Below are 23,604 nucleotides of genomic sequence, written 5' to 3' on the forward strand. Positions count from 1 at the left end.
AGGCTCAAACAACGCAGCGCTACGCGCACGTCGACATCGACCCGGCGCTACTCGCCGCAAACGCAGTTGGCGCAGCAATTACAACTCTGATTGGCGGCGAAGCAGAGAATTGGCGGCAGGAACGGTCAGATGGAGACGCTGAGTAAGCAAACGTCATGTGCATTTGTCGTAATCCGCATTGAGAACGCTTTGGTCAGCCTATGACGGCGTAACATGGGTTCAAATCCCCTAGGGAGCGCCGATAAAACAACGTATTAGATCGCCACGTCGTAGCCGTGTCCTGTTTGTGGCCAGTGCACGGGCGATCTGGGCTGCAGGCGAAATGGCGCACCGCCCTCAAAAAATCACGGCGTTGAGTAGTCGGGCACTCCGGCGACGGCATGGAGCTATGCATATCCTGGCGGCTCGGCGGTGGCAATGCGGACGCACGAAACGTCCGACATCACGCCCTCCGAAGGCGAGGAAAGTGCAACTGAACGACCGGGAACGGCTCGAATTGTAACGTTTTTTCAGTAGTTTAGGAGTAGCAGTAAGTTCGGGATCAAGTAGGGGCTGGCGCGTTGCAACCACATTGCAACCTACAGGCCTAGAACCCCAGTGTTGATCCGCGTAGGTAGGACGAGTATTTCCGCGTTTAGGCACCCGTAGCTCAGCTGGATAGAGCGCTACCCTCCGAAGGTAGAGGCCACAGGTTCGAATCGTGTCGGGTGAGCCATTATATGCAAATAATCATTTGATATTATTTCAAAGGACTTGGCTTTCACCCCCCTTATAACCCCCTCCTGCGTCGCCTTGCTCTCCAGCCAAACCCCGCGGCGCGCCGGAGCTATGGAACGCCGTTTGGTCGTCCAGCCCCCTTGTCTCTCTCTTTCCGTTTCACAGTCTCGCGTCTCTGCTCCATCAGGACACTCCGCTCAACCTTCCGTTATTTGCTATCGAGCTTCCAGGAAAAATTAGCTCCGGTCTCGGACGCCCGACCGCGCCCTGTTTGGCCAACGGCGGAGCTCCGATTCAAAGCGGTGATGAAGGCAACCTCGACGGGGCCTGACTTTACAAGTTGCGTTCCGTTCTCCGGAATTCCCACATACTTGAATACACCGCTCTTCGTAATGAAGAACTTGTCGACGCTCGGCCCGCCAGCCATCCATTTATCGGTCTCGGTGTCGAGCGTGACGCTGAACATCTTTCCCGTCAGATCTCCCTCGATTCCGGTTCCAATGACAGTCCAATAAGCCATAGTCGTCCCCTTTGTTCATCCTGAGCAAGCGCCGCCAAAAATCAGGCGATGGCTTTTCTGTTGATCGAGCCGGCTCAGCCTCCCGAAACCCGATTCTCTGGCCGACGGCGTCGGCGCGGAGTGTAGCGCCGAGGCGTTCGGCCAATCGCTGACGCTACTGGCAGCGCACATCGCCGCCCGCCTTCTTGCAGGCGATGGCGTTGTCGGTGTTGACGCCGAGGTTCGCATCCCAGTCTGGCCGCCGGTCGTAAGGCGTTTCTCCGCAGCACGCGAGTCTGTGAGCCGCGTTGAACATGTAGAAGGCGAGCGCCCGGCCGTCCGCGACCTGAGCCCGCGATATGCGCTCACTGTCTATGTCCCAGGCGATGACCAGCTTCGATCCATCCTTCGCCACGGTCATCAAGCTAAATCCGTCCGGGGCCAGATCCACTGCGGCGACGCAGGCGCCGGCGCGATCCAGCAAAGCAACCAGTCTGGCCGGATAGTCCTTGGCGAGCCTCGCCTTTTTCGCCGCCAATTTTTGCGGAAAGCGCGGATCGCCGAGACAATAGTCGGGCCCGCATGCGCAGTCCGCGTTGGCGTGCGACAACGCGCCGATCATCAGCGCTGCGGCAAGGACATATCGCATGGCTTTCTCCTACCTCAAGATGCGACCCCGCAGATCATTCACAGCGGCGCCTTTTGCAATGATTTGAACGCGTCGTTCTTGTCAGGGATCTGCCCGAAGCCGCTGCGGTCGATCTTGAGCAGCGAAACTTTGGACCCGCCGCCGCTGATCCGTGGCCAGCTCCATTCAAACAGCGCGTTCCGCCGGACCGAACCGAGGGCAAGATCGCCGGGCAGATCAGGGAATTCGATCGTCGTCGGCGTCGGCGCGACGGCGTGGAGCGGCACAGCGGCGGCGGCGTTCAGCAGCTCGATGAGGGCGAACACCGAAGGCGCCGGCGTGATCACGGGCTCAGCGGTGATTTCAACAGTGACCTCGCATGGGCTCGGCAGGGAAACGCCGGACCCATTGCCGGGCGTAACCCGAATCCGCAGCTTGTCGTCCGGACGCAGGGCGGCAGGCGCATTGCCCGGGACCACAAGCAGTGCGCCAAGGGGAATGGCGTAGGCGTCTCCGGCGTCGACACCATGCTCGGGCCGATCAACCGTCCCTGTGTTTTTAACGCCGGAAATCACCAACTGGATTTCACCCGCGCCGCGCAACAGGGTGATGTTGAGCCGCCACTTCCCTCCCAGCGCATCGAACTCTCCCGTGCTCTCGACAATGTGGCCAAACGCGAAGTAGATCGTCGAGGCGAGGTCATATTTGAACCTGTCGGCTGAAAGGCGCCATTTCCGCGGGCCGGCCGTTGTGAGTTCGATTCTGGTGTCCATTTTGGCGGCGCCGGCAAGCTGCTGGTCATAGGAGCGGTCGGCGAAAACGATTGTGCCGACATCAACAGCGAGCGTCGGGCGGTCGCCTGGCGGAATCTGCAGGGGGATGACGAGCGTGCGCGGCGGCCCGTCTTTTAAATCCGTAGCCGCCGCTGTCGTCAGGCGGACCCCGTCGCGATGGTCATCGTCCGGAGCGGTATGATCGTCCGGCGGCGGCAGCGTCAATTCGAGCCGCAGCGGAGTGTCGGCCGTCGCCGCTGCGAGAGCGAGTTTCGCCCCGGTCATCTCGGCGGCCGCCATCAGAAGGTCAATTGCGCCGGATTTGTCGCCTTTCTTCCAGCGCCAGTCCTGCTCGCTGAATTGAAAACGCGCATCGCCGACGCATAAAGTCGCCGCAAGGTCCTCGCGGTCCCAGAGACGCGCCATGTAGGCGGCGGCGCGAACATCTATCGATTGCTGCGCTAGCGCTTTCGCCTCACCGGTTATCGCGAGCGACAGCGGTTTCCCGGCGTCCGGATCGAAACGGGTCACGATCACCGTCAGCCGGGCGATGAATTTTTTTGTCGATGGCCGCAGGGTCGCGGCATAGCCGTCGAACGCCAGGAACCGCAGGTGGCGGTTTGAGTCTGTTTCCATATCGACATCAGAGACAAAGGTTCGGCGCAAGCGCAGGGCCGCTTCAGGTTGCGGGCCAAGGTCGGTTTCATCCGGCAACGCCGTTCCGCGCGGGGCTCGCGCCTGCTGGACGGCCAGCGGCGCGACTGCGGCTGGCGAGCCCAGGCAATCGAGGCCGGCGTTCGATTTGTCCCGCTCAGCGCCATCGCCGGACGCCGCGCCGCCGTCGCTTTGAACAGGCTCCGCCGGGATCAGGACGGTCTGGCCGAAAGCATGAAAAACGCCGGGCCGCGCGCCGATGAAGGCGCGTTCGAATTGCGGAGGAAGAATGGGCGGCCGTCGCGCGGCCTTCGGCTCGACCGGCGTGCGTTGCCGCGGCGCGACGAGCGAGAGATGCGTCGCCGGCGGCGAATGGATTCCGTCGATCTTGGGGCGATCGAAAACGACGCGGGAAACCGATGAAAGATAAAGCGCGGGGGCCTCGACGGCGGCGTCCGACAGCGACGGCGCCCAGGCCGCGACCGCGAAGGTGGCGGAACGGCCGGCAAGACCAGCTTTTTTCGAGATCGCCACGGCATCGCCGCCGATCGCGACCGCAAGAGCGGCGGCGGTTGCGCAACGCGTCCCGGACGGCCAGCCGAGCGCCGGCGATGCATGACATGTGTCGGCAAGCGTTCTGAGCGGCTGCGTCGTGCCCGGATCGCCCCCGAAAGCTCGCGGCGCCTCGCGAACCTGCCAGGTCTCGTTGAAGCGCCAGACGCCTGAGGCGTCGGCGACCGGTGGCAGGCTGGCGTCGGCCGCGGCGACGATCAGGATCTCCGGCGCGTCGATGACAGCTTCCGCATGGGCGAGCAGCCGCGCGACATTCTTGCCGTCGGACGTGCTTTCGGCGCCGAGCGAGCTGTCGCTGAACGGCCCGGCGATCTCCGCCCGGCTGAGAACCACGAGCCCGGACGCCGCGGCGGACGCGTCCGCCGCCGGATCCGGCAAGGCTTCGCTCAGGCAGACGGCAAGCGCCGCCCGCTCCGATGCGGCGAGAGGGATGAGGGCGCTTGCTCGATCGCCCAGATCGACAGTCTTGTTGTTTTTCACTTCCGCCGCCCAGAGCCGCCGCAGCGCGATCAGCGACGAGGCGAACAGAAGGGCTTCCTCGACCGCGATCTTCCACTTGTCTTCAGGGGTCGCCTTGTTTTGCTCCCAATATTCGACAAAACACTGCTCGACCGCTTGTCGCGACGCAAACGCCTGCGACGCTCGGTCGGGCTGGCGCAGAACGCCGGCGATGTCATCCTGACGCAGGCCGGACGGGAGGCGCTTCGGCAGCGCCCGATCGAGCGGCGTCAGGGCGCCGGGCGTCGCGTCATAATCGGCGATGCGCCAGCTTCGGGCGTCGTTAGCCGCGCATTGGTTGAGGCTGTCCAGCGGCTCGCTGAGGGGAGCGCCCGACGCCGACAGGATCCAGGGCGCGGCGATCCGCCTCCCCTGCCGCCGGCCCTTCATGTCGGGATCGGCGGCCTCGATGAGGGTGACGCCGCCCCCCGACACGATCAATTCTTCGGACTGCGTGATTTTATGTTCGAGAAAATGATCGGCGAGCCCCGATCGCGCGGCCGAGGCGGTTCCAAGTCCCGCCCATTGCATGCCCTGGGTCGAAGGGAGGCCGCGATAGGCGCCGTCCTTGTAGCGGGGCGTGAACTCGACAGCGGAGTCGCTTTGGGCCGCGACCGTACCGAGATCGGCCAGAGAGACATGATCGAGCGAGCGCCACTTCAGCTGCGTCGCGCCATTGCCGAAGGTGTGGGTCGCTTCGGCGAGAAAGGACCATGCGCCCGTGAGCCTCGGCCGGAAATCCGACGCGTCTTGCGCGGCGGCGAGGCGCTCGATGGGAACCACGAGCCCCCGCGTCTGAAGCGTGACCTGATGATGAAGCAGATCGTCGTTGCGGGACCCGACGTCGATCACGACGGCGTTCAGATTTCCTGGGTCGAGGTCTTTCGGCTCCTTGAGTTTCGAGACGTCGATTTTTGGCCAGCCAATGATGCTGTCGCCCGATAAGGTCCAGTCGAGCTCCAGCCGCTGCCGTTTTGCGTCTTTCCCGACAAAACGCGCAAGATGGCGCACCCGATAGCTGGCCGCCTTTGCGCGCCCCTCGAAATAACATACCGCAGCGGCGACGCCGGACCATTTGCCCCCAGCGTCATCGGCGATGGCCGTGGCGGCGCAGACGCCGTTGAGCTCCCATGCCCCTGCCCCCTCCGTTTTAAAGCCGGCGATCGGCGCGGCGTCGTCGGAAACCGTTACGCCGTTGAGCCTCGCAGTCAAACGCCCGTCCGCGATGGCGACGTCGAACAACGGCGCGCCGTCCTTCGGCTTGAGCGGCAATCCGAGCCATGCGCTTGTACCGGGCGGACCGGGAAGCTCAGACCGCAGGATCAGCAGGGTCGCCTTAGCGCGAATGCGGAACAGGAATTTCAGCTTGCACGAGGCGCCCTCCGGCCGGAGCGCCAGCAAAAGGCTGGTCAGCACGAAAGCTGCGCCGGTCTCGTCGCCGCTGTCGGGATTATCATACAAGAACGCATATTCGCCGGAAGGGGCGCCGGTTGGGTTGACCGTCAGCTCTCGCCGCTTGCCGAACAGACAGCCGACCAGTCTGAAACCATCGCCGGGCGGAAAACTGTTGAGGCTCAGAACCTGCAGTTCCAGCTTCAGCGTCTCTGTCTCTGCGGAGCCGTTCTGCGGCGGCGCTTTGTAGGCGGCCCCTTCTGTGTCGACAACGGCCTTTATGGGGAAGCTCAGCGGCGCATTCGAGTCCTTCGGCTGGCCGCCGGCCGGCGCGTCCACACGCTTCCACGAAAATTCATAGGCGTCCCCTGACGCCTTGCAGGAAAGCATGACGAGATTGCCGCCGCCATAGGGCTCGTCAGGCCCGAAGGGAGAGTTCGTCGCTTTCGGCGCCGCGAGGAGGGAGAAGCGGCCAAGGACGGACAGGGATAGGACCTTGCCGGACTGTTTGTCGACGGTTAGTTCGATGAGGCGCAGGGGCCAGAAGAAGAACGGGCCGACCCGGATGGCGAAGCCGGCGTCGTTTTCCGTGTGGTCGTTTTCCTTATAGAAGCGCCATTCGTGCAGGCCGAAGGGCAGCCGGTCGCGGTCGAACTCGGCGCCGTCGGGTCCGCCGCCGCATTCGGCCGGATTTTTTCCTCCATCGAAGCGAAGCTTGCCATGCTCCTCAAAGAGCGGCAGGTCGCGGAACCAGAACGAGAATTCAAGCGAGGCGTCGAGGTCTGATTTAAGGCTTATGGTCCGCCGCGCGGTGGCGAACAGCCACAGGTCGGGCGCTGCGCCGACGGCGCGGACCAGCGCCGCCGATCTCAGCAAGATCGAGGCGTTCGCGGTGTCCGCCTTCGGCTCCAGGCCAAAGCCGCGGCTGTCGAACAGACAGCCGGACGCGGGGGGATTTTGATCGCGATTTTGATAAAGCGCGGCGGCGAAGCCTGCGACTATGATTGCGCCTTGACCGTTCGTTTCGAGCGAATCATGGTTGAGCTTGAAACGGACAGACTGCTCGCCGTCGCCGGCCATGCCGATCAGCGCGCTTTCGCCGGAATAGGTTCGCCCGTCGAGGCTGTAGCCGCCAAGCGGCAGCAAATCCGCGCCACATGTAGCGGTGACCTTGAATTTGGCGTGCCATGGATAGGGCTCGACAAAGCTCTTGAAAGAGCAGACCAGCTCTTTTTCGAATTCGACCCGCGGGTCGAAGGCCGCGGCCGCCTGCGTCCGGGCGAGCTCCAGGGCGTCGGCGACAGCCCTCCATGAGCGAGCGAGCCGCCCGAAATCGACGGCCGTCGGCGGCGCTTCGGGCTTTTGGTCCGGCTCGCCAGAGCCGGCGCCGGTGGATGAGGCGTCTTTCGGAGGCGGTAGCCGCGCCGCCGCGAAAAAGGCGTCAAGCGCCGGCAGATCATAGCGCAGCACTGCCTTCAGCTCCTCGGAATCCGGCTTGGCGGGCGCAAGCTCGATCCCCGGCAAGGTTGGAATGACCAATGGGACGCCGCGCCCTGTCTTGGGGCGCCATTCCTCGCACCAGATCCAGTCGCCCTTGACGGCTGGCGCGGCCGCGCCGCTCGCGAGCTCGAGCTTGAATGGCTTTTTGAGCTGGCGCGGAAGCAGTCCGCTCGAATGAAGCGGGTCCCGCGACGCCTGCGCCGATCGCGTCAGCGCCGCCGCGGGAATGACCGGCAAAACCGGATGGCGGAGCCAGGCGATGGCCGCCTGATCGAGCGTGACCGTGAAGCCGAAACTCCCGGAGCCGGCGTCGGGCGAGAAGGCGAGGCTTCCGTTCCAGCACAGCGCCGGGTCCGGCAGGCGGGCCCCAAACAGCAGCGGCAGGTCGCGCGTCGCCGCCGCGCCGGCCCTCAGCGTCGGCAGACATTCCGCCGGCGTCGGGCTCGTCTCGGCAAAGAACAGAAGGCCGGAGAGCCGCCCCGCCGCGCCTGTCAGGGCGAGCTTTACTGAATTCAATTCAGATGGTTTCCCGGCGGGCTTCGTCCATTTGACCTCGACCGAAGCGCTCGCCGCCGCCTCGAAGAAGATTTCGCGACGCGGCGCGTTCGGCGCGTTCAACGCCAACGCGATAGAGCCGGCCATGGCCGCCGCCGGAGAGGGTGTTGCCGGCTGTGGAGACCCCGAGGCCGCAGCGCCGGAATCCTTGGGCTCGCCGAGCTGAAGCCATCCGCGATCGACAGTAAGGAAGACTTGCAGCGACGCGGCCGGGTCGAGCGGGAGCGCATGCGCCGCCTCGTATAAGGGCTTCAGTCGGCGCGCTACGGAATGCGCCTCGATCGCGACCGGCAGCTGGTGGTCAGCTGCCGAACCCCGGAGCGTCGTCAGGGTCATAACGGTTTCGCGCTGCGCGTTCGCGGCCCAGCTGGCGGCGGCTTCCGCTCCCGGGGCAGGCGTCGGCGCTGCGCCTTGGACTGGCGCCGGCGCTGTCTTCAAACCGAGAGTGAGCTCCGATGGGGTTCGGGCGAGCGTGGCTGCGGCGGGAAAGATCTGCGCCAGCGAGGGCTCCCTGGAGCCAGGCGGCGGCTCGGTCGCGAGCCGCGCCCGAACGGCGTCTACGCCAAGCTCGGCCTTCCATTCTAGCCACCGCGGCCTGGCCCCGCCTGCATTCGGCACCCAAGGCGCGGTCAGCACCCCCACTTTGTCGAAATTCAGCGGCCAGGACAGCGGCGGCGCGACGCGCCCTGAATCAAAGTCGAGGAGCAGCGGATGATGAAACCGCGCATTTTTCGCGTTGACAGCCTCGATCATCTTTTTCAGGCCGGCCGCGAGCAATCTGAGATCGCCGCCGTGCGGATCGGCGGCGCGGTCGACCAGTTGAAGTCGCCAGTTGGCCGACCCGTTCGCGGATTCCCGGCAGAGATTGACGCGGACGAAGAGCACGTCGGAAAGGTTCTGGTCCTCGAACAGGTCCCAGCCCGGCACCGGAACGGCGACGTCGAATTCGACTCCATCGGGTGTAAATTCGAGTTCAAGGCAGTTGTTGTCGAGCGGCGCGGCGAGGCCGCCGAACATTTCTCCGCTCGCCTTGAGGTCGAGAAGCCTCGTCAGCGCTGAGTTCTGGTTTGGGTTGATGCGCAATGCGATGCGTCCACTCGCCAGCCGCGTCGCCGGAAAGCTGCCGTCGGGGTCCGACTGGGCTGGCCAGCCCGCTGCAAATATCGGCGCTAACGCCACATCGGCGAATTTCGCACCCGTCGGCTCCGCCGTTCCCGGATTTCGCGCAATTTCGACGCGGCGGCGACCGCCGCCAGCTTCGGGTCGGACGGCGGCGCGCGCCAGCGTCGGCGGCCGCATGTCATGCAGGGTCGCGGGCTTGCCGCAGGCGACCTTGATTAGCGGCTCGGTCTGTTCGAGGAGAACTCGGATCGACGGCGTCTTGGTCACGACATTGCGCGCCGCGCCTCTATCCGGCCCAAGATAAGCGAGCGCGAGATCGAGCCGCCAAAGCGGATCTTTGCCGGGGCCAAGGATCGTGATCGTTCTGAAAGGAGAACCCTGTTCGGCCATGTCAAACCCCAATACCGCTTTCTGACGCGCCGCGGCTAAGGTCGCCCGATCGGTTCGCAGCTGATCGGTTGCGCAGTTCCCTTGAAAGCGAGGATCACCGGACTGCGGCGGCGCCCGAACAGCTGCTCGTCGGCAAGCCCTTTGAAAGTCTTGAACACATCGTCCGCGGCCGCGGCCTTGAGCAACGCAAGCTCGGCGTCGGTCGGCGGCTGCCGCAAGACCGCCGACGCCGCGACAAGCGGCCGCCTCACGGCGAGATTGCTCAAGGCTGCGTCGATTGGCGCATCGGCGGCGGCGCGCGCCGTCAGATCGAGCGCGAAGCCGGCGAGCGGCGGCCCCATCCGCAGCAGGCTGTCCTCGACGCCGGCGAGGGCCAGGATCAGCCTGCTCTCTTCGGGCGCGGCATGGCTGTGCTGCGCGGCAATATAGGCCTCGATCGCGGTCTCCAGCGCAAACAGATCGGCAGCCGTAGCGGCAGCCTTGGGGTCATAACGCCACGTCCGGACAAGATCGAACCCGGACCACATCGCCGGCCAGCCAACGCTCTCATATGGCTGAATCTCGGAGACCTTAATGAGCTCCCGCGCCGGCGCGAGGCCGCCGACGACGTCGGGGACCTCCTGAAGCAGCCGGGCGACATAATGGTTGCGCAGCGCCTCGGCCCAGCGCAGCCGGTCGGCGGAGTTGTCCGCCGCCGGTCTGTGGACCGCGGTCGCAAAGCCTTCATACAGCGCTTTGCGGTCCGCCACATTCCCGGCGAGCGTCTCGTCCCAGCTCCATGGCCCGGCGGGGACGAGGCTGATCATCGTCAGGCCCGCGACGAGCCCGGGCAAAGCGAACGACATTTTGGAAATTGTGATCTGATAGGGGTCGCCGCCAAGCTGCGCGTTCCATGTCGCATCAGGGTTGGCGCCAGTGGCGACGGTCCTGACCTGTTGCAAGGCGGCGACGATCGCCTGGACGGCGGGGGTTCCATAGCCGGCGAAGGTCGCGATCGCCTGGACGAGTTCGCCGTCCAGCGCGGCCCAGTTGCGATTGCCCTGGGCGTCGGCCGGCGGTTTCGAGATCGAGAGCTTTACGGCTCGCGACGGCGCGATCCGCGCCCATTCCGCGGCGGCCGCCGGCGCGACCACGAGCCCCGCGAGGCTTTGCAGCAGCGCGTCGGGATCATCAGGGACAGGCTTCGGCGCCGTCGCCGCCGGCCGGGCCGCGGGCGAGCATGACGCCGAAACCGTGAGCGTCGTGATCTTGAAATCGCCGGCGGCCGACGTGAGATGCGTCGACCACGCGAAGGCGGCGAATCTTGGCCCGGTCTGCTGAACGTCATATGGATCTCTAGATTGAACGTCTTTCAGCAAAATCTCGGCTTCGGCAACCCGGGATTGTCCCGTCTCCGTCTGAATTGCGATGCGGAAACTGACTTCGGGATCGGGAATTGCGAGAAGATTCGTAACATTGACGTCGGCCGCCCGCTCGGCGCCGAACCAGATTTTCAGATCCTCCGGCAGCATGCAGTCGAGATGGCGCGGCAGCGGAATCGAGAAGGCGAGGGTTAGCTGGCCGGAACTATCTCTTGTGACCGCATAGGCGGCTGGCGCAATCTGAGCCGCGTTGTTGCGCGTCTTGAATTCGGGCCAGCGGAGACCGTAAAATCCTTCCTCGAAAGTCGCGGTCGAAGCTTCCGACACCACGACTCCGGCGGCGTAATGGACATCCGCCCTGATGCGGAAGAAATAGGGCAGCGCGCGGAAGCGATAGACCAGCGCGCCGAGCCAGGCGTCGGGCGCGTCGCCGGCTAGATCGAAAAGCCCGTCCGAGATCAAGCTAGGGAAGGCCGGGTCCGAAACCATCGTTTTCGCGCCAAAGCCTTCGGCGTCGGGTGAGACATTGCGCGCCGTGGCCCATGCCTCATTGGGATATTCGCGCCGCAGGCCGACCCTGATTCCGCGCGAGCTGATCCCGGCGTCCGTGACCATATTGACTTCGCGCAGCATGTCCTCCGCCGGACGGGCCACGATGATTTCGAGAAAGCCGCCGTGGCCTACCTTATCGGCCACGCGTTTGGCCGCGAGAATGACGGGCTTCGGCGCCGGCTCGCTGCGGGCAAGGACCACATCGGCCCAATTCTCATTCGCCCGCCGCGGGTCTTTCGGATCCCCGAACGCGCCCTCAAGCCCGTTCGCCGGAAACAGCGGCGTCGCCGCGCCCGCCTTGACCGGAACCGAGCGCGAGAAAGCGTCATAGCGGCAAAATGGCCGCGCCGCATAGCGCCGGCGCCGGCCGAAGCGGTCCTTCTCCAGAAACATCACGCCGAGCCGCCCGTCCTCGTCCGCGGCCTTGGCCACCGCTGCCGGGAGGGCGATCACGCCGATCGAATATCGCGGCGCTGCAGGCGCGTCGAAATCGCCGACGCCCTTGTCGAAGAATCGCTGCGACCAATGCGCAAGGCGCTCGGCAAACGTGCTTCTGACGCTTCGCAACTCGTCCTCCGTGGGCGCCTGCTTCGCCGTCGGCGCCTGCGGCAGCCGCAGGGCTGCGCGCCGCCGCAGGCTGAGGAGCGGCTCCTGCGCGGCGTCATCCGGTCCCTCCGTGGCGGCGAACAGCGTATCGGCTCGCCACGCCGCGGGCAGATCGCCGAATTGCTGGAATGGATTGCGCGCGGCGACTTGCGAAGAATTGCCGCGCAACGGAGGCGCGGCGACTTCGTCGGGCGCGCAGGCAGGATTGCAGGAGAAGCCCAGACCCGCCGCATCCCGGCTGGCGAAGACGCGAAGCAGCAGGGTTTGCGGACCCGAAATTTCCGCCTTTTCAAGCCGCGCGTCATCGGCGGCGAGCAGGCGACTGCGCCATTTTTCTTTTTCGGCGTCCGTACTGCCCGCAGCGGCGCTGAGGCGACGACGGATCGGGGCGACAAACCCGCTCGGCTGTTCGATCACATCGACGATGAAGCCGGCAGAGGCCGTCAGCTCAGTCGGCGCGCCGATCTCCAGGCTATAATATTTCGTCGTTGGGTCGACGTGCGAATTGAACTCCTTGCCGACATGGTCCGACAAGGGCCGCAGAGCGATCTGCACCAGCGCGACGGCGTTGTTTTGGTCAAACGGGCGCTCTTTGGCGAGGCCGTCGAAGGATTCGATGCTGACGGCGTTTTCGGGATCGAAGATGAAATCGACGAAAGGCGCGCCACAAAACAGGCCTTTATAGCGCTTGAGCGCCTTGTCGAACGCTTGTCGGACGAGCAACGCAAAGTCCCCGCCCTGAACAAAGGCTCCCAATTCCGTGTCAAACAGGCGCAAACCCGCGGCAAGCCCCAGAGTTCTGAGGGCGCCCCAGCCGAGCGGATCGCGTTCGGGCGGCGTCGCGTCGATCCATGCGGCAAGCCCGACGGCGTCCGCAGGCGGGTCTGGATCGGCGACCGGCTCATAGCGCCGGATGGTCGTATCCTGCTCGCAGCGCAGGAAATCGATTGTATCGGCGAGCACGGGATGCAGTCGAATCGCCGGATCGAAGGCGAAGCTGACCGGCACGTCGAGCCGCAGCGTCGCGTTGTCGATCGGAACGGAGACGTCGATTTTGATCGAGACGGCGCCGACGTCGTGGGGACTTTTGGCGAATGTCTGGTCGAGGTCGCCTGCATCGTCGAGCACGATGAGCGGGAGCAGCTGACGCAAATCTTCCGTGGTCAGCGGGCCGGCGTGCGTCTTGCGGAAGATGGGCGGCTTGCCAGTCCCGCCGTCCGCCTGTGTGAACTTATTATCGTCCTGTTGCGCGAGGCCAAGGGACCACTGAAGATTTGCCGGCATGCCGACGACCTCGACATGGATCTCCGTTGGCTGACCTTTCAGGAGAAGCTCCGCGATTGCGCTATCGTCAGGCAAGGGAATGAGGGTCCGGCGCAAGACGAGCGGCGGAACGAGAAGGAAGCTTTCCGCGGCGGAGAACCAGAGGTTCGGGCCATTCGGCGCCGCGCCGTCGAAACGCGCCCAATCGCTTGGGTAACGGGCTTCGATTTTGGCGAAATCGCCGAATTCGGACGGTTCGGAGCCGCGCAAATGCGGCGCAAGCAGCGTAAGGCGTCCGAGCGGGGCCGCGTATCGCGGATAATCCGCCGCCTGGACGTCGCGCGGCAACGCCTCGACATCGAGTGAAAACAGATCGAAACCGGCGACCATCGCCTTCAGCCGCGCCGGCGTGATCCCCTCTGGGGGCTCGATTTTCGTCGGCGCCGCGTTGATCTGCAGGCGCACGGCGCAGCGCCGCAGCGGGTCTGACAACAGTTCGGCGTCTGGCGTGGCCAGCCGCGCGTCTGACTTCGGCGTAAAATGGTAGACGCGGCCGCATTCGGCGTGCAGATCGGCAAAGTCGAGCGCGTCGAAATCGTAATGAGCTGGATATTCGTAGGTTTCGACGACCGCCTCGACGCATCGCGCGTTTTTGAGCATCTTGGCGTCGTTGACGCCGTCCGGTTTCCAGCTTTTATAGGCGATCTCGAGTTCGCAGCCGATCCAGGGCGAGGCGCCGTTTTCGCCATTTTTGCCGCGAACGCGCTTGAGGAACAGGCGCCGCGCCTTCAGTTCGCCATCGGTCGAGGTCATGAGCTTTTCGAGCTCGCCCCTCGACTTCGTTTCGAAGACAAGTCGAGCGTCTTCGCTGGTCCGCTCCGCCGCGCCGCCGCCGCCGCCGAGAAATGTGAGGGTCCCCGGCAACGATCCTTTGGCACCGTCGTCGGAGCCGGCGATCCTCAGTTCGAAGATTTCGTCGCCGGGCTTGACGGCCTCCATCGCTTGCTGGTCCGGCCGCCGGTTGGTCTCGCCCACGGCGTCAGAGCCGTAGAGTCCGCCGGCGACAACCCGTTCGGGCCGCCATTTGAGGATCAGCCGCTCGGCCGCCTTGATGAGATCGGCGAGCTTTGCTGCGTGGGTCGCACGGGAGCCCGCATCAACGATCATTTCGCGCGGGAGGTCGAGCTCCAACGCGAGTTCGGGTTGCGGCGCGGCCGCCGACGGCAGACGCGCCATCCTGTCGAACAACGCGGTCAGACGCGCTCGCGCCGGAGCTGGAGCATGTTGTGCCGGAGTGGCGACGTCAACGCCGATCGGCCAGCCAAGATCGGAGGTCCCCGCGAAATCGACAGGGACCACCGTGTAGTCGAGACGAATGTCGCCCACCTTCCCGGCGTCATTTACGGCCGCCGTCCAATCATTGAACGGAAGTCGCCCGAGCAGCGCTTCGCGCAACGCCGCGGGCATGCCCAGCGGCTGCGTCAGATCATCGACGAACTGCCATGCCGGGCGAAAGAGCTCGTGGTGGCCCGCGCCGTTCTTCGGCCCGATCGACGCCGCCGGCTTGACCAGAAACTCCGCCTCATAATTGTCGTGGAAGCCTGTGACGACACGCCGGACGCGGTAGTGTTTCAGATGATGCTCGGGATCGTGGAAGAGCGATGTCGAGCGGCTCCAGGCGGGTTCGAGATCCCAGTCGAGCCTCACCGCATTATCCGAGATCTCGATGCGCTGCGCCGAGAGGATGGGCGAGGCCGCCCTGAACATTTTGGGCGGCGGATTGAACAGCTCGACCTTGTAGCTTTTGCCTTGACAATCATTTTTCTCGACCGAGAAGCGTCCGGCTTGCGGCCCCGCCGCGCCAGCCTTGTCCGCGTCGGGAAAGAGCTGAAGCAGGGCCTCCTGCGACACCAGAAAGGTCAGGCCGAACAGACGGGCGTCCAGCCTGTCGAGGCCATGCCCGCTGACTTTGCCAGCGTCGAAACCCGCTGCGGCGATCGCGCTCGCCGAATCGACGATCGAGGCGAGAAGGGCGCTGCGGCGCTCGCCGACCTCGGCCGCAACCTGAATGTCGAATGTCGCGGTCGCGCGCGCGCGGCCGGCGTCGGCAAGCGTGTTTGCGGAGACTCTCTCATCGTCGGGCAATCGCTGCGATGGGGCATAGGATTTGATCACGGGCTCGGTGAAGGCGCCGTTTGCTCCTGCCGCGGCGTCCACCCCCATAAAACAGTCCCAGAGGAAATGCTCGAGAGTGATCGGATTCTTGAGCGCCGCAGAGTCTTTTTGATCGGCGACCTGTTTCGCGACGATGATGTCTGTGTTGAGCGTTTGCGTCGCCTGCGTGCAGGCGGTGGGGGGATCGGGGGCGGGACACCAGAGGAGGCCCGCTGACGGCGCGGCGTCGAAGCTGACCGTGTGATACTTCGGGCGCGGCTCCCGATCGCCGTTTGGCGCCGGCGCCGGCGGCGAGCAGAAAAAGCTCGCGCGGTCGGCTGCGGCCGGCCCGAGTTCGACTGCGGGCTCATCCTCCCTCGGGAGGAGCTGCATCACATACCAGTCGTCCTTTTCGCCAACCATGGTTGGAAACAGCAGCGCCGTGAACGCCGTTGGCCCGATCGGCTCGCCCTTCGGGCGGTGATAGGCGACGCCCTGCCGAGGGATCGTCCCTGTGTTCTGATCTGTCGCATCCTTGTAGGATTTGTCGCGGTTTGCCTGCGCGTTGATTTCCGTCTGCGCCCGCGCCGCTTCCGTGTTGATCGCCTCAGCGGCGTTCTTCGCGCGCAGTTCCCGGGAAGGCTCGGGCAACGGCGGCTTGGCGTAGCCGTCAATGCTCGGAGTTTCGGCGCCGAGCCCCATCGTGAGGAAACGCTGCACCCGCGCCCGCGCCGTCGCCAGCGCGCCGTCGTTGAACGACAGGCTGACGCCCAGCGTGAGGGTGCGGCCGAAGGCCTGCACGCCGACCGAGATCGCCGCCCGGCCGCCGATCCCGTCCTTGACCAAAACGACAGCCTCGATCGCGACCGAGACGCTGAGGCCGAGAGAGAATCCGAATTCGAGATGGATGTGATGGCCGAACGGCAGCGAGATCTCCAGCCAGACGCGCACCGACACCGAGACGCAGACGTCGAGCTGGATGGCCCCGTAAAACATCGTATCGCCCGGCGAGCCGAGCGATACATAGGCGATCAGCTTCGCTTCCACCGCGAAATCGGCGCGCGCCGAGGCGATTGCGCCGAAACTGCCTCCGCCGCCGCCGCCCTCGAATTTTGCGAAGCCTGTCAGCTTCAACGCCACGCCATAGACGAAGGATGAATCTTCGACCCGGAAGATCAGCCCGGCGCGGCCTTCGATATAAAGATCGCCATTCGGATCGCCGAAGTGGGTTTGCAGCTCATAGGGCCAGCCGAGCTCAAAATGGAACAGGCCGGGCCGGATATAGAGCGTCGCCGCGAAATAGGAGCTTGCGATCGCCGTCTTGAGCGGCGCGGAGAGCGGCGGATGTTCGCCGACCGCGCCCTTGCTGTCAGAGATGAACCGTCCGAGGAATTCCCGGCGCGGAACCGAGAGGTAGAGATAGCCGCGCGCGGTAGGCGCATCTTTCCACGAGGCCGTCTGGGGATCCTCCCGCCAGTCGGCGTAATTGTAGCAGAGCCAGCAGCGCACATTCATGAGGAAGGTGAGGTCGGTTCTTAACGCCGCGACGATGTCGAACAGGAGCGGATTGGCAAGATCTCTTTCTTTTTCGGCGTTGTAGGCGTCGGATTTTGACGCCGAGGTCAGGGTGAAAAGTCCGCTTAGCGCCAGCGTCAATCCCGCATTGTCGAAGGTCGGCGTCCATGCCTCAAGCTTGCTGAGGCTTCCTTGATATTTTGAGATGTCATCAAGCACCTGCACCAGCTTTTGCGGCGTATCAGCCGTCTCGGCAGCGGCGATGCCGGCCAGCGTGTAGCGGTAGCCAAAGCCGAAGCCCGCCCTGCGCAGATAAATATCGCCGATCGGCGTCGGAATGGGTTCGGAAAGATCGCCCTTGTCGCCATAAAGGAAGAAGGCGTCGCGCGGCGCGGAGCGTGATCCGTCGGGCAGCGTCCGGCGCATTTCCAGAAAGCCCATCGCCGCCGAGAGCGGGGCAAATCCCTTCATCGTCAGCCGGCCGGCCGCGAGAAAGCCCTTGGCGCTGACGTTCGACGGCACGACGCCCGGCTTCCATAGCGACGGCATCTCGTCGTCGACCGCCATCGCCGTGCCTTCGATGTCGACGGTGGAGCCCACCTTGAGACCAAGCGTCAGCCCGTCAAATCTGACGCGCGGCTGCGGATGCTTCGCATCCGGAACGGCGATCCACATCTTGTGAAAATCGAAACGCGGGCTGACGACGTCGCCAAGCCCGAATTTCACCTGTCCCGCAAGCATCATCGCCGGCGGCGCGCCCTCGAACACGGGCGCCGCGGGATGAAAGCCTATGCCGCGCAATTCGAAATCGAAAATATCGAAGCAGCGCGTTTGCTCGGGCGGGTCGAGCTTGACGAGAAATTCAAGGCGATTGAGCAGGACGGCCGGGTCTTTGGTCAATGGCGCCTTTTCGAATTTGATTTCGATGGCGCTCAAATTTTTGAGCAGGCCCGAGCTGAACTCGCCGGCGCGCGGACGAAACGCAGCCGAGCCGGTAAGCTCAAAATAAAAATGATAGCCGCCGTCTTGCTCAAGAAACTTGAGGTCGGCCGTCAGAAGCTCGAAATGGAAACGGGTGCCCTCCGAAATGAGCGGCTTGCCCTTAGAGCCCTGAATAGAGCCCGTCGAGCTCTGCAGATAGAGTTTCGGCGACGAGCCGGCGCCCCTCGTTGCGAAGCTGAGAGATACTTCCGCGTTCGCCTCTCCGATGAGATCGGGCGGCAACGGGCCCGAGCCTTTCAGGGTTCCGCCGGTGAAACGCCCCTTGCTGATCGTGATGTCGCCTTCAGTGAATCTGAACGGCGTCATCACGCCGGCGAGCATGACCGGCTCCGGCAGAACCCGCGCTTCGAGATCGAGGCCGCCGCGGCCGACCGCGAAATTCGCGATGTCGAATTTGACGCCCCCGCCCTCGCCGGCGACTCCGCCATAGGCGATCTCGAAGATCGCTTCACCGCTTTTGCTCAGCGTGAAATCATCATTCGCGAAGGAAATCTCGAAGAGTCCGTAGGGTCCGGCCGCTTGGCCGGGCTTGCGGCTGATCTGAAGATCGAGGTCGGCGATCTTTTTTTTCGGAAGCGGGTCCGCGTTCTTGCTCTTCACCTTGATCGTCTTGCCGGAGGCGATCGACATGTTTAGGGTGGCGAGGTCTATTTTGAGATCAAAAGCAGTGTCGGTTGTGAAATCGCCCAGGGCGATCTCGACCATGACCGAAACCACCAGACAATCATCGTCTATGCTCGAGTGGTCGAAGCCCGTTACCTTGACTTTTTGCTCCAGCGACTCCGCGCTCGGGAGTTTGCGAAACATCGGCAGGATGCGGCCGGCGGCCTGTGAAGCATCGATGTCGATAGCAATGTCTGCGCCGGCGCCGAATGTGAGCCTCCCGAAGTCCGCGTTTTCTGTCAGCGGCGCAAGCGTGACCTGAGTTCCGCCGAGCTGAAACGTCGCGGGCGCCGCGGCAGCCGTCGGCAGGCTCTGAAAGGCGGCGAGGGCGCCGTTGCGGATAGCGACGAGGGCGATGTCCTTGTTCGACCCCTTCTTCGCTTTGATCGCTATCAGGCGATCGGACGGCCTTCCTCCATTCTCGCTTAGGTCGCTGAGCGGCTGCGCTGGGCTGGCGTCGGGAGCAAGCCATAGATCAGTCGAAATCTTTATCTCGTCCGCCGCCGCCGATTTGACGACGAGACCGAACCAGACGGGCGGCCCAAAATCGATCATCAGACAGGGCTGGAGCGACAGCGGCGCGGCGATGTCAAATCCTGCCGCGCTCATCGTCTGCAGCGTCGTCGGAGGCTCCGCGAACAGCGGCGTGACGATCAGCTGGCGGATGTGGTAGTCACGCGGGTCGAGACGCGCCTCGACGACAACATGGGGCAGCGACGCAGCCGGCGCCGACCCGATGAAGTCCAGAATGCGCCCCAGCGCCAGCGCCGCGCTTTCGGCGACGCCGGCCAATTCCTTCGCCGCCCCCGAGGCATGACCGGCGATCCAGTCGAGCGCCGCCGCCGTCATCGCCGACAGCCGCTGGAGCAGCAGCGGGGCGACCCCGCCGCTGGCGGCCGTCGGCAAGGCGCCAAGGAGCCGGATGAAGCGCCCGGCGGCGGCGTTTGTCGCGCGAACGAGTTCGACAGGCGTAGGCTCGATCAGCGCGAGTTCGTTAATTTGCGCGTTTGGGCCGCCCGTCGCTGCTGTGATTATCGCTTTGGCGCGGAACGCCAACACCATGGACGGATCGGACTTCGCTCTTATCTCGATGCGTTTGGCGTCGAACGTCGTCACGACGCTCACGGTGCCATTATTGACCGTGAGAGACGGCGTCGCCGTTACATCCTTCAGTTCGATCCGGAACGGCATGATGTCGGGCGCGTCGATCACCTCATCTATCGACAACGACGCATTCTTCGACGTCAAACGACCCGATAGCGCGACGCCGTTCTGGTTGCCGGCGATCGTGAGGTCGGTCATATCTGCGATGGCTTGGCCGCCGACTTTTATCGTGCCGGCGCCTGCCGGATCGCTACGAAACGCAAGATCTCCATTTGTAATCGAGAGGGTGAGCTTCGGCGCCGTCGTCCAGGCCATGGTGAGGTTCGGCAGGCCGAGATCGGCAAGGGCCGGGGGCTCGGCAAGATCGAAGGCGAGACCGGCGAGCGACAGTGTAGGAAACGGAACGGCCGGCAGCCGCAGGGCGAACGCCAACTGGTCCGCTCGCGCGAGGAGAAAGGAGAGGAAGGGGCCCGTTTGCCCGATTTCGGCGCTGAACCGCGCCTGCGCATTCGCGTCAAGGGTCGGCTGGGCGCCGTCATCGCCGAGCCGGACCGTCCATTTGACGGCGGCTGTCGCCTCCACTCTCATGACCCACAGCGCCGAGGCCGACTCCTGAAGTATCGCGGCGGGGTCGAGGCGGATCGTTATTTCGATGGAGTTATTGAAGAATTTGTCAGCGCCAAAGAACGAGCCCTTCGCCTTGAGCGGCTGCGTAAGCGCCTTCCGGATTCTGCTGCGCGCCGCGCGGACGGCGTCGCCCGAGACGTCCGTCGCAATGTCCTCCGTAGTTTTCAGTTGGAACGATCCGCCTTGCGGGCCCTTCAGAAGAATTTCAGGAATACTGATCTTGCTCGCCTCGACATCGAAGCTCGCCGAAACCACAACGCCCGCAACAGAAATCTTCAAGCCCTTAATCGGATAGTCGCCATCCGAGAGTGCACCGACTTCAGCTCCGACGGTCAAAAGACCGCCATTGCCCGTAGAGCATAAAACAACATCGACCATCGCTCCGAGCCCCACCTGCAGCGAATATGATCCATGCTCAAAGAAAGCAGGCGACCGCGCGACGCGCGCGCCCATCTTCTCACCTCTCAGCATTCAGAGGCGGCAGATATTTTATCTTTTCCGACTATTTCGATCTGCGAGTAATTGCTTTCCCCGGTCTTTTCATTTAAAAAATCAACGTCAAAAGTAATGCGATAATTTGCGGACGGGCGCGATCAAACTCAACCGCCGTTAGCTGACCTTTCACGAATTGGACGCCTGAGCAGAGCGGTTGTCAATAGCGGTTCGCAAGGAGGGAAAGGCGCCTACTCAATGGGCAACCCCACATTGTTTGATGACGTTCCAAAGGTCGCCACACCTTCGGGTGTAAGCGTCCTTTATGTCTATCTGCTATGTCTATCTGCAATACAGGCATGCGCAGGTTTGGAAAGCGCGCGTTCTTGCGGCGAGCCTCATCGCTGAGTTTGACAACAGTGAGGAGATCGCGTTCGCCTGCCGCGCGCTCGATTATGGCGTCGGCCCCATGTTGGCGCCAGCCCGGCGTCCACCCCTGTTTGAGAAATGCCCGGATCTCCGTTACGCTCCATCCTCCAAACTCATGGAACATGAGCCGCGGCTTCTATTCGAGACGAAGCGATCGATCATTGATTGCGGCAGCCTGTCAAACCCAAAGGTGCTCGTCTACCGGTTCTGTTTCGATAGATTTTTCTCACATCTGTCAGATATCAATAGGCTTCGGCAAGACCGACAGATTGTTCTCGACGACGCGAGGCGCGATGTTGGTTACCGGCTTCGCAAGCTTGAAGCATGCAGCCATTCTACGCCGGATCTGTTTTGGCTGTTTGCGAAACGATTTTATCCGGACGTAGACGCTTTGAGCAAAGCCGTCGAACGCCGTGGATCTCTGGCTCCTCCCGCTCCGCCGCCCTCGACTCAAGAAGCAATCCTTCGGTAAGCACTTACTGCGCCTTGGAGAGACGCAATGGACGCTCAATCATTAGACGAGATCGTCTGGTACGAGACGAGGAAGCTAAAACCAGCGACGGGCTCGGACGCCGAGATGGAACTGCTTCAGGTCGCCGTAGCGGCGCTCGCGCGGGCCGCCGACGGCGCCGGATTTCGTTGCGCCCGCCTCCCCTCTCTTAGCGACAAGGAGGAGTTTCGATTAGCCGAAGCCATGACGCAACACATAGAAGCCTCAGGCACGAGCGAATTTCATGGCCAGCCCTTACCGGCGCGCGCGGCGCTCTGGGAACTGGTTGGCGATTCGCCGAAGTCGACGCAGGGAGAGCAGGCTCCGTCGTGGCTTGCGGAGGCCAAGACGCAGCTCCTTGGCCGCTATGTCGATCGCAACGGCGTCGCGACGCGACAATATGGTCTCTACGGAAGCGCCATCCCTGCGCCGGAGGGGGAAACGGCGTTTGTTTCCTCGCTTACCCGTACGGGATTACGTCGGTCACGCAAAACTTGGCGGCAATGGATCGCGAGGGTGGTGGGCTATGGCACCGCCGCGATCTTTATTCTGTGCGCCGCCGCGATCATGTCGGTCGGCGGCGTTGTCGGCGACGCGGTCGATATTCTGAATGGCGTCAAGACGGGAGAGAACCAAGCGCTCCGGGCCCAAATGGAGGCCAGTCCCTGCAAGGGCGACGGCAATGATTCGATTCTTTGCGCCGCGAGGCCGGGCGCGGCCGCGGCGACGCCTGTGGCGAATTGCCCGGACCTGCTCGCCTCGCTCGCCGCCGCACGGCAGGCGCCGCAACCTGCGGCCAATGTCGACGAGGCGAGGGCCGCAGCGGCGGCGCGCCGCGCAGCGCGCTGGTCGGATGGCGGCGTCGCGGACGAGCGCTTCTGCGTGCAAGCATGGCGGCGAGCCCTTCAACTCGCGCGCGATAATCATGAGAACATTGTAAGCCGCCAGTATCTCGAGCTCGTCGCCATGCGCGGCGACCTTCCGTCCCCAACGATCAGCTTTGCGGCGCCGATGCTCGTCATGATGGTCGCGCTGGTAGCTCTTGCCGGCGCGTTAGGTTATGGTTCCGTCGGGACCGTATAGGTATCCTTCTCAACCGACAGAACCGCGTGTCGTTGAGCGTGTGGCAGGCATTCACCTGGTTTTTTATCATCTTTTCAGGATATCTTGCGATCGCTGCATTCAACGGCGGCGCCGACGCCGGCATGCTGCGCGCCGTGCAGGCTGCGAGCTCGACGCACACCATCGGCAATGAAGGCGGCGAAACCGGTTTTATAGTATGGCCCGCCATAAATGGTTATCTGGTGGCCGCCATGGGGATCGCCGCAACGACGCCCTTCCTGTCTATCTTTTTATTGCGACGGAAATATGAGGGCAACCCGCCGAAGGCCGAGGGCAGCGGCTTCGTTGAGTCTTTCAAACAGATGTGGAGCGGAGCGACCGCTGGCCTGGATGTCAAGTCCACAATCAAAGACGCCTCTCTTGCCGATCTGTTTTTTGGCGAAGAGGCGGCAAATCAGGACCGCATTGACGTTACGCGGTTTCAACAAGTCGTCATGACAGCGGGCCTTGTAGTCAGCTACGTGCAGTTGCTGGTGGCCTACGCCGGAGACATTTCCCCGTTTGACGTTTTCGACGCGTTTCCGCGAGGCTCATCCCTTCTGCCGGCAATGCCGGATGTCAGCGGAACGTTTGTTGGTCTCCTTGTTGCGACCAATTCGACCTATCTAGTCGCCAAGGCTGCGGTAAAGGAAGAGACGCCCCCCAAGGGGTAATGAGGCGTTGATGGCGTATGGCCTCCCGAGTACGAATATCGGCGCCCTAACTGCGCTTATCGAGGCCGGAGCGTCCGTTGTGACTAAGCTGCTCGGGCCCTTAGCGCTGCATTGGCGGATTGACGTATTGTCTAGGTGTTTGATCCCGGGCTTTGCGCTCGTGAAGCAGCGGGCGAGGTTCGACTGGACTGTGGCGCTGACGGATTGGCTGAAGCCGTTCGTTGACAAACTGGGCCATGAGAAGCGGTCGCCGCCTGCTCGTGCTCGTCTCGCCAGCATTTTTCGGCCTCGAGCCGGCCGGGTGTTGCCGAGCGAGAAAAATCTTGCTCC

General features: G+C 63.6%; 6 protein-coding genes. 2 read left to right on the top strand and 4 right to left on the bottom strand.

Features of this window, described 5'->3' with window-relative positions; genetic code table 11:
• Positions 1-925: 925 nt before the first annotated feature.
• The 4 genes from MPC4_RS14780 to MPC4_RS14795 form a co-directional block, all read right to left on the bottom strand.
• The gene (locus tag MPC4_RS14780) at positions 926-1,237 is read right to left on the bottom strand and encodes a hypothetical protein (protein WP_210253664.1); all 312 of its coding nucleotides are present in this window, start codon (positions 1,235-1,237) and stop codon (positions 926-928) included.
• 154 nt (positions 1,238-1,391) lie between these two features.
• The gene (locus tag MPC4_RS14785) at positions 1,392-1,865 is read right to left on the bottom strand and encodes a hypothetical protein (RefSeq protein WP_174513186.1); all 474 of its coding nucleotides are present in this window, start codon (positions 1,863-1,865) and stop codon (positions 1,392-1,394) included.
• Positions 1,866-1,903: 38 nt separating this feature from the next.
• Positions 1,904-9,301 (bottom strand): hypothetical protein, encoded by a 7,398-nt coding sequence (locus MPC4_RS14790; protein ID WP_174513187.1) that lies wholly within the window; start codon positions 9,299-9,301, stop codon positions 1,904-1,906.
• Between the two features lie 35 nt (positions 9,302-9,336).
• On the bottom strand, positions 9,337-20,601 hold the full coding sequence (locus MPC4_RS14795; RefSeq protein WP_174513188.1) for a hypothetical protein: 11,265 nt from the start codon (positions 20,599-20,601) through the stop codon (positions 9,337-9,339).
• Between the two features lie 907 nt (positions 20,602-21,508).
• Here MPC4_RS14795 and MPC4_RS14800 point away from each other — a divergent pair.
• Positions 21,509-22,582 (top strand): hypothetical protein, encoded by a 1,074-nt coding sequence (locus MPC4_RS14800; RefSeq protein ID WP_174513189.1) that lies wholly within the window; start codon positions 21,509-21,511, stop codon positions 22,580-22,582.
• Positions 22,583-22,704: 122 nt separating this feature from the next.
• Positions 22,705-23,274, top strand: a complete 570-nt coding sequence (locus MPC4_RS14805; protein WP_174513190.1) for a hypothetical protein — start codon at positions 22,705-22,707, stop codon at positions 23,272-23,274.
• Positions 23,275-23,604 lie beyond the last annotated feature (330 nt).

It is taken from the genome of Methylocella tundrae, from assembly GCF_901905185.1.
In the GTDB taxonomy this organism is placed as follows: Bacteria; Pseudomonadota; Alphaproteobacteria; order Rhizobiales; family Beijerinckiaceae; genus Methylocapsa; species Methylocapsa tundrae.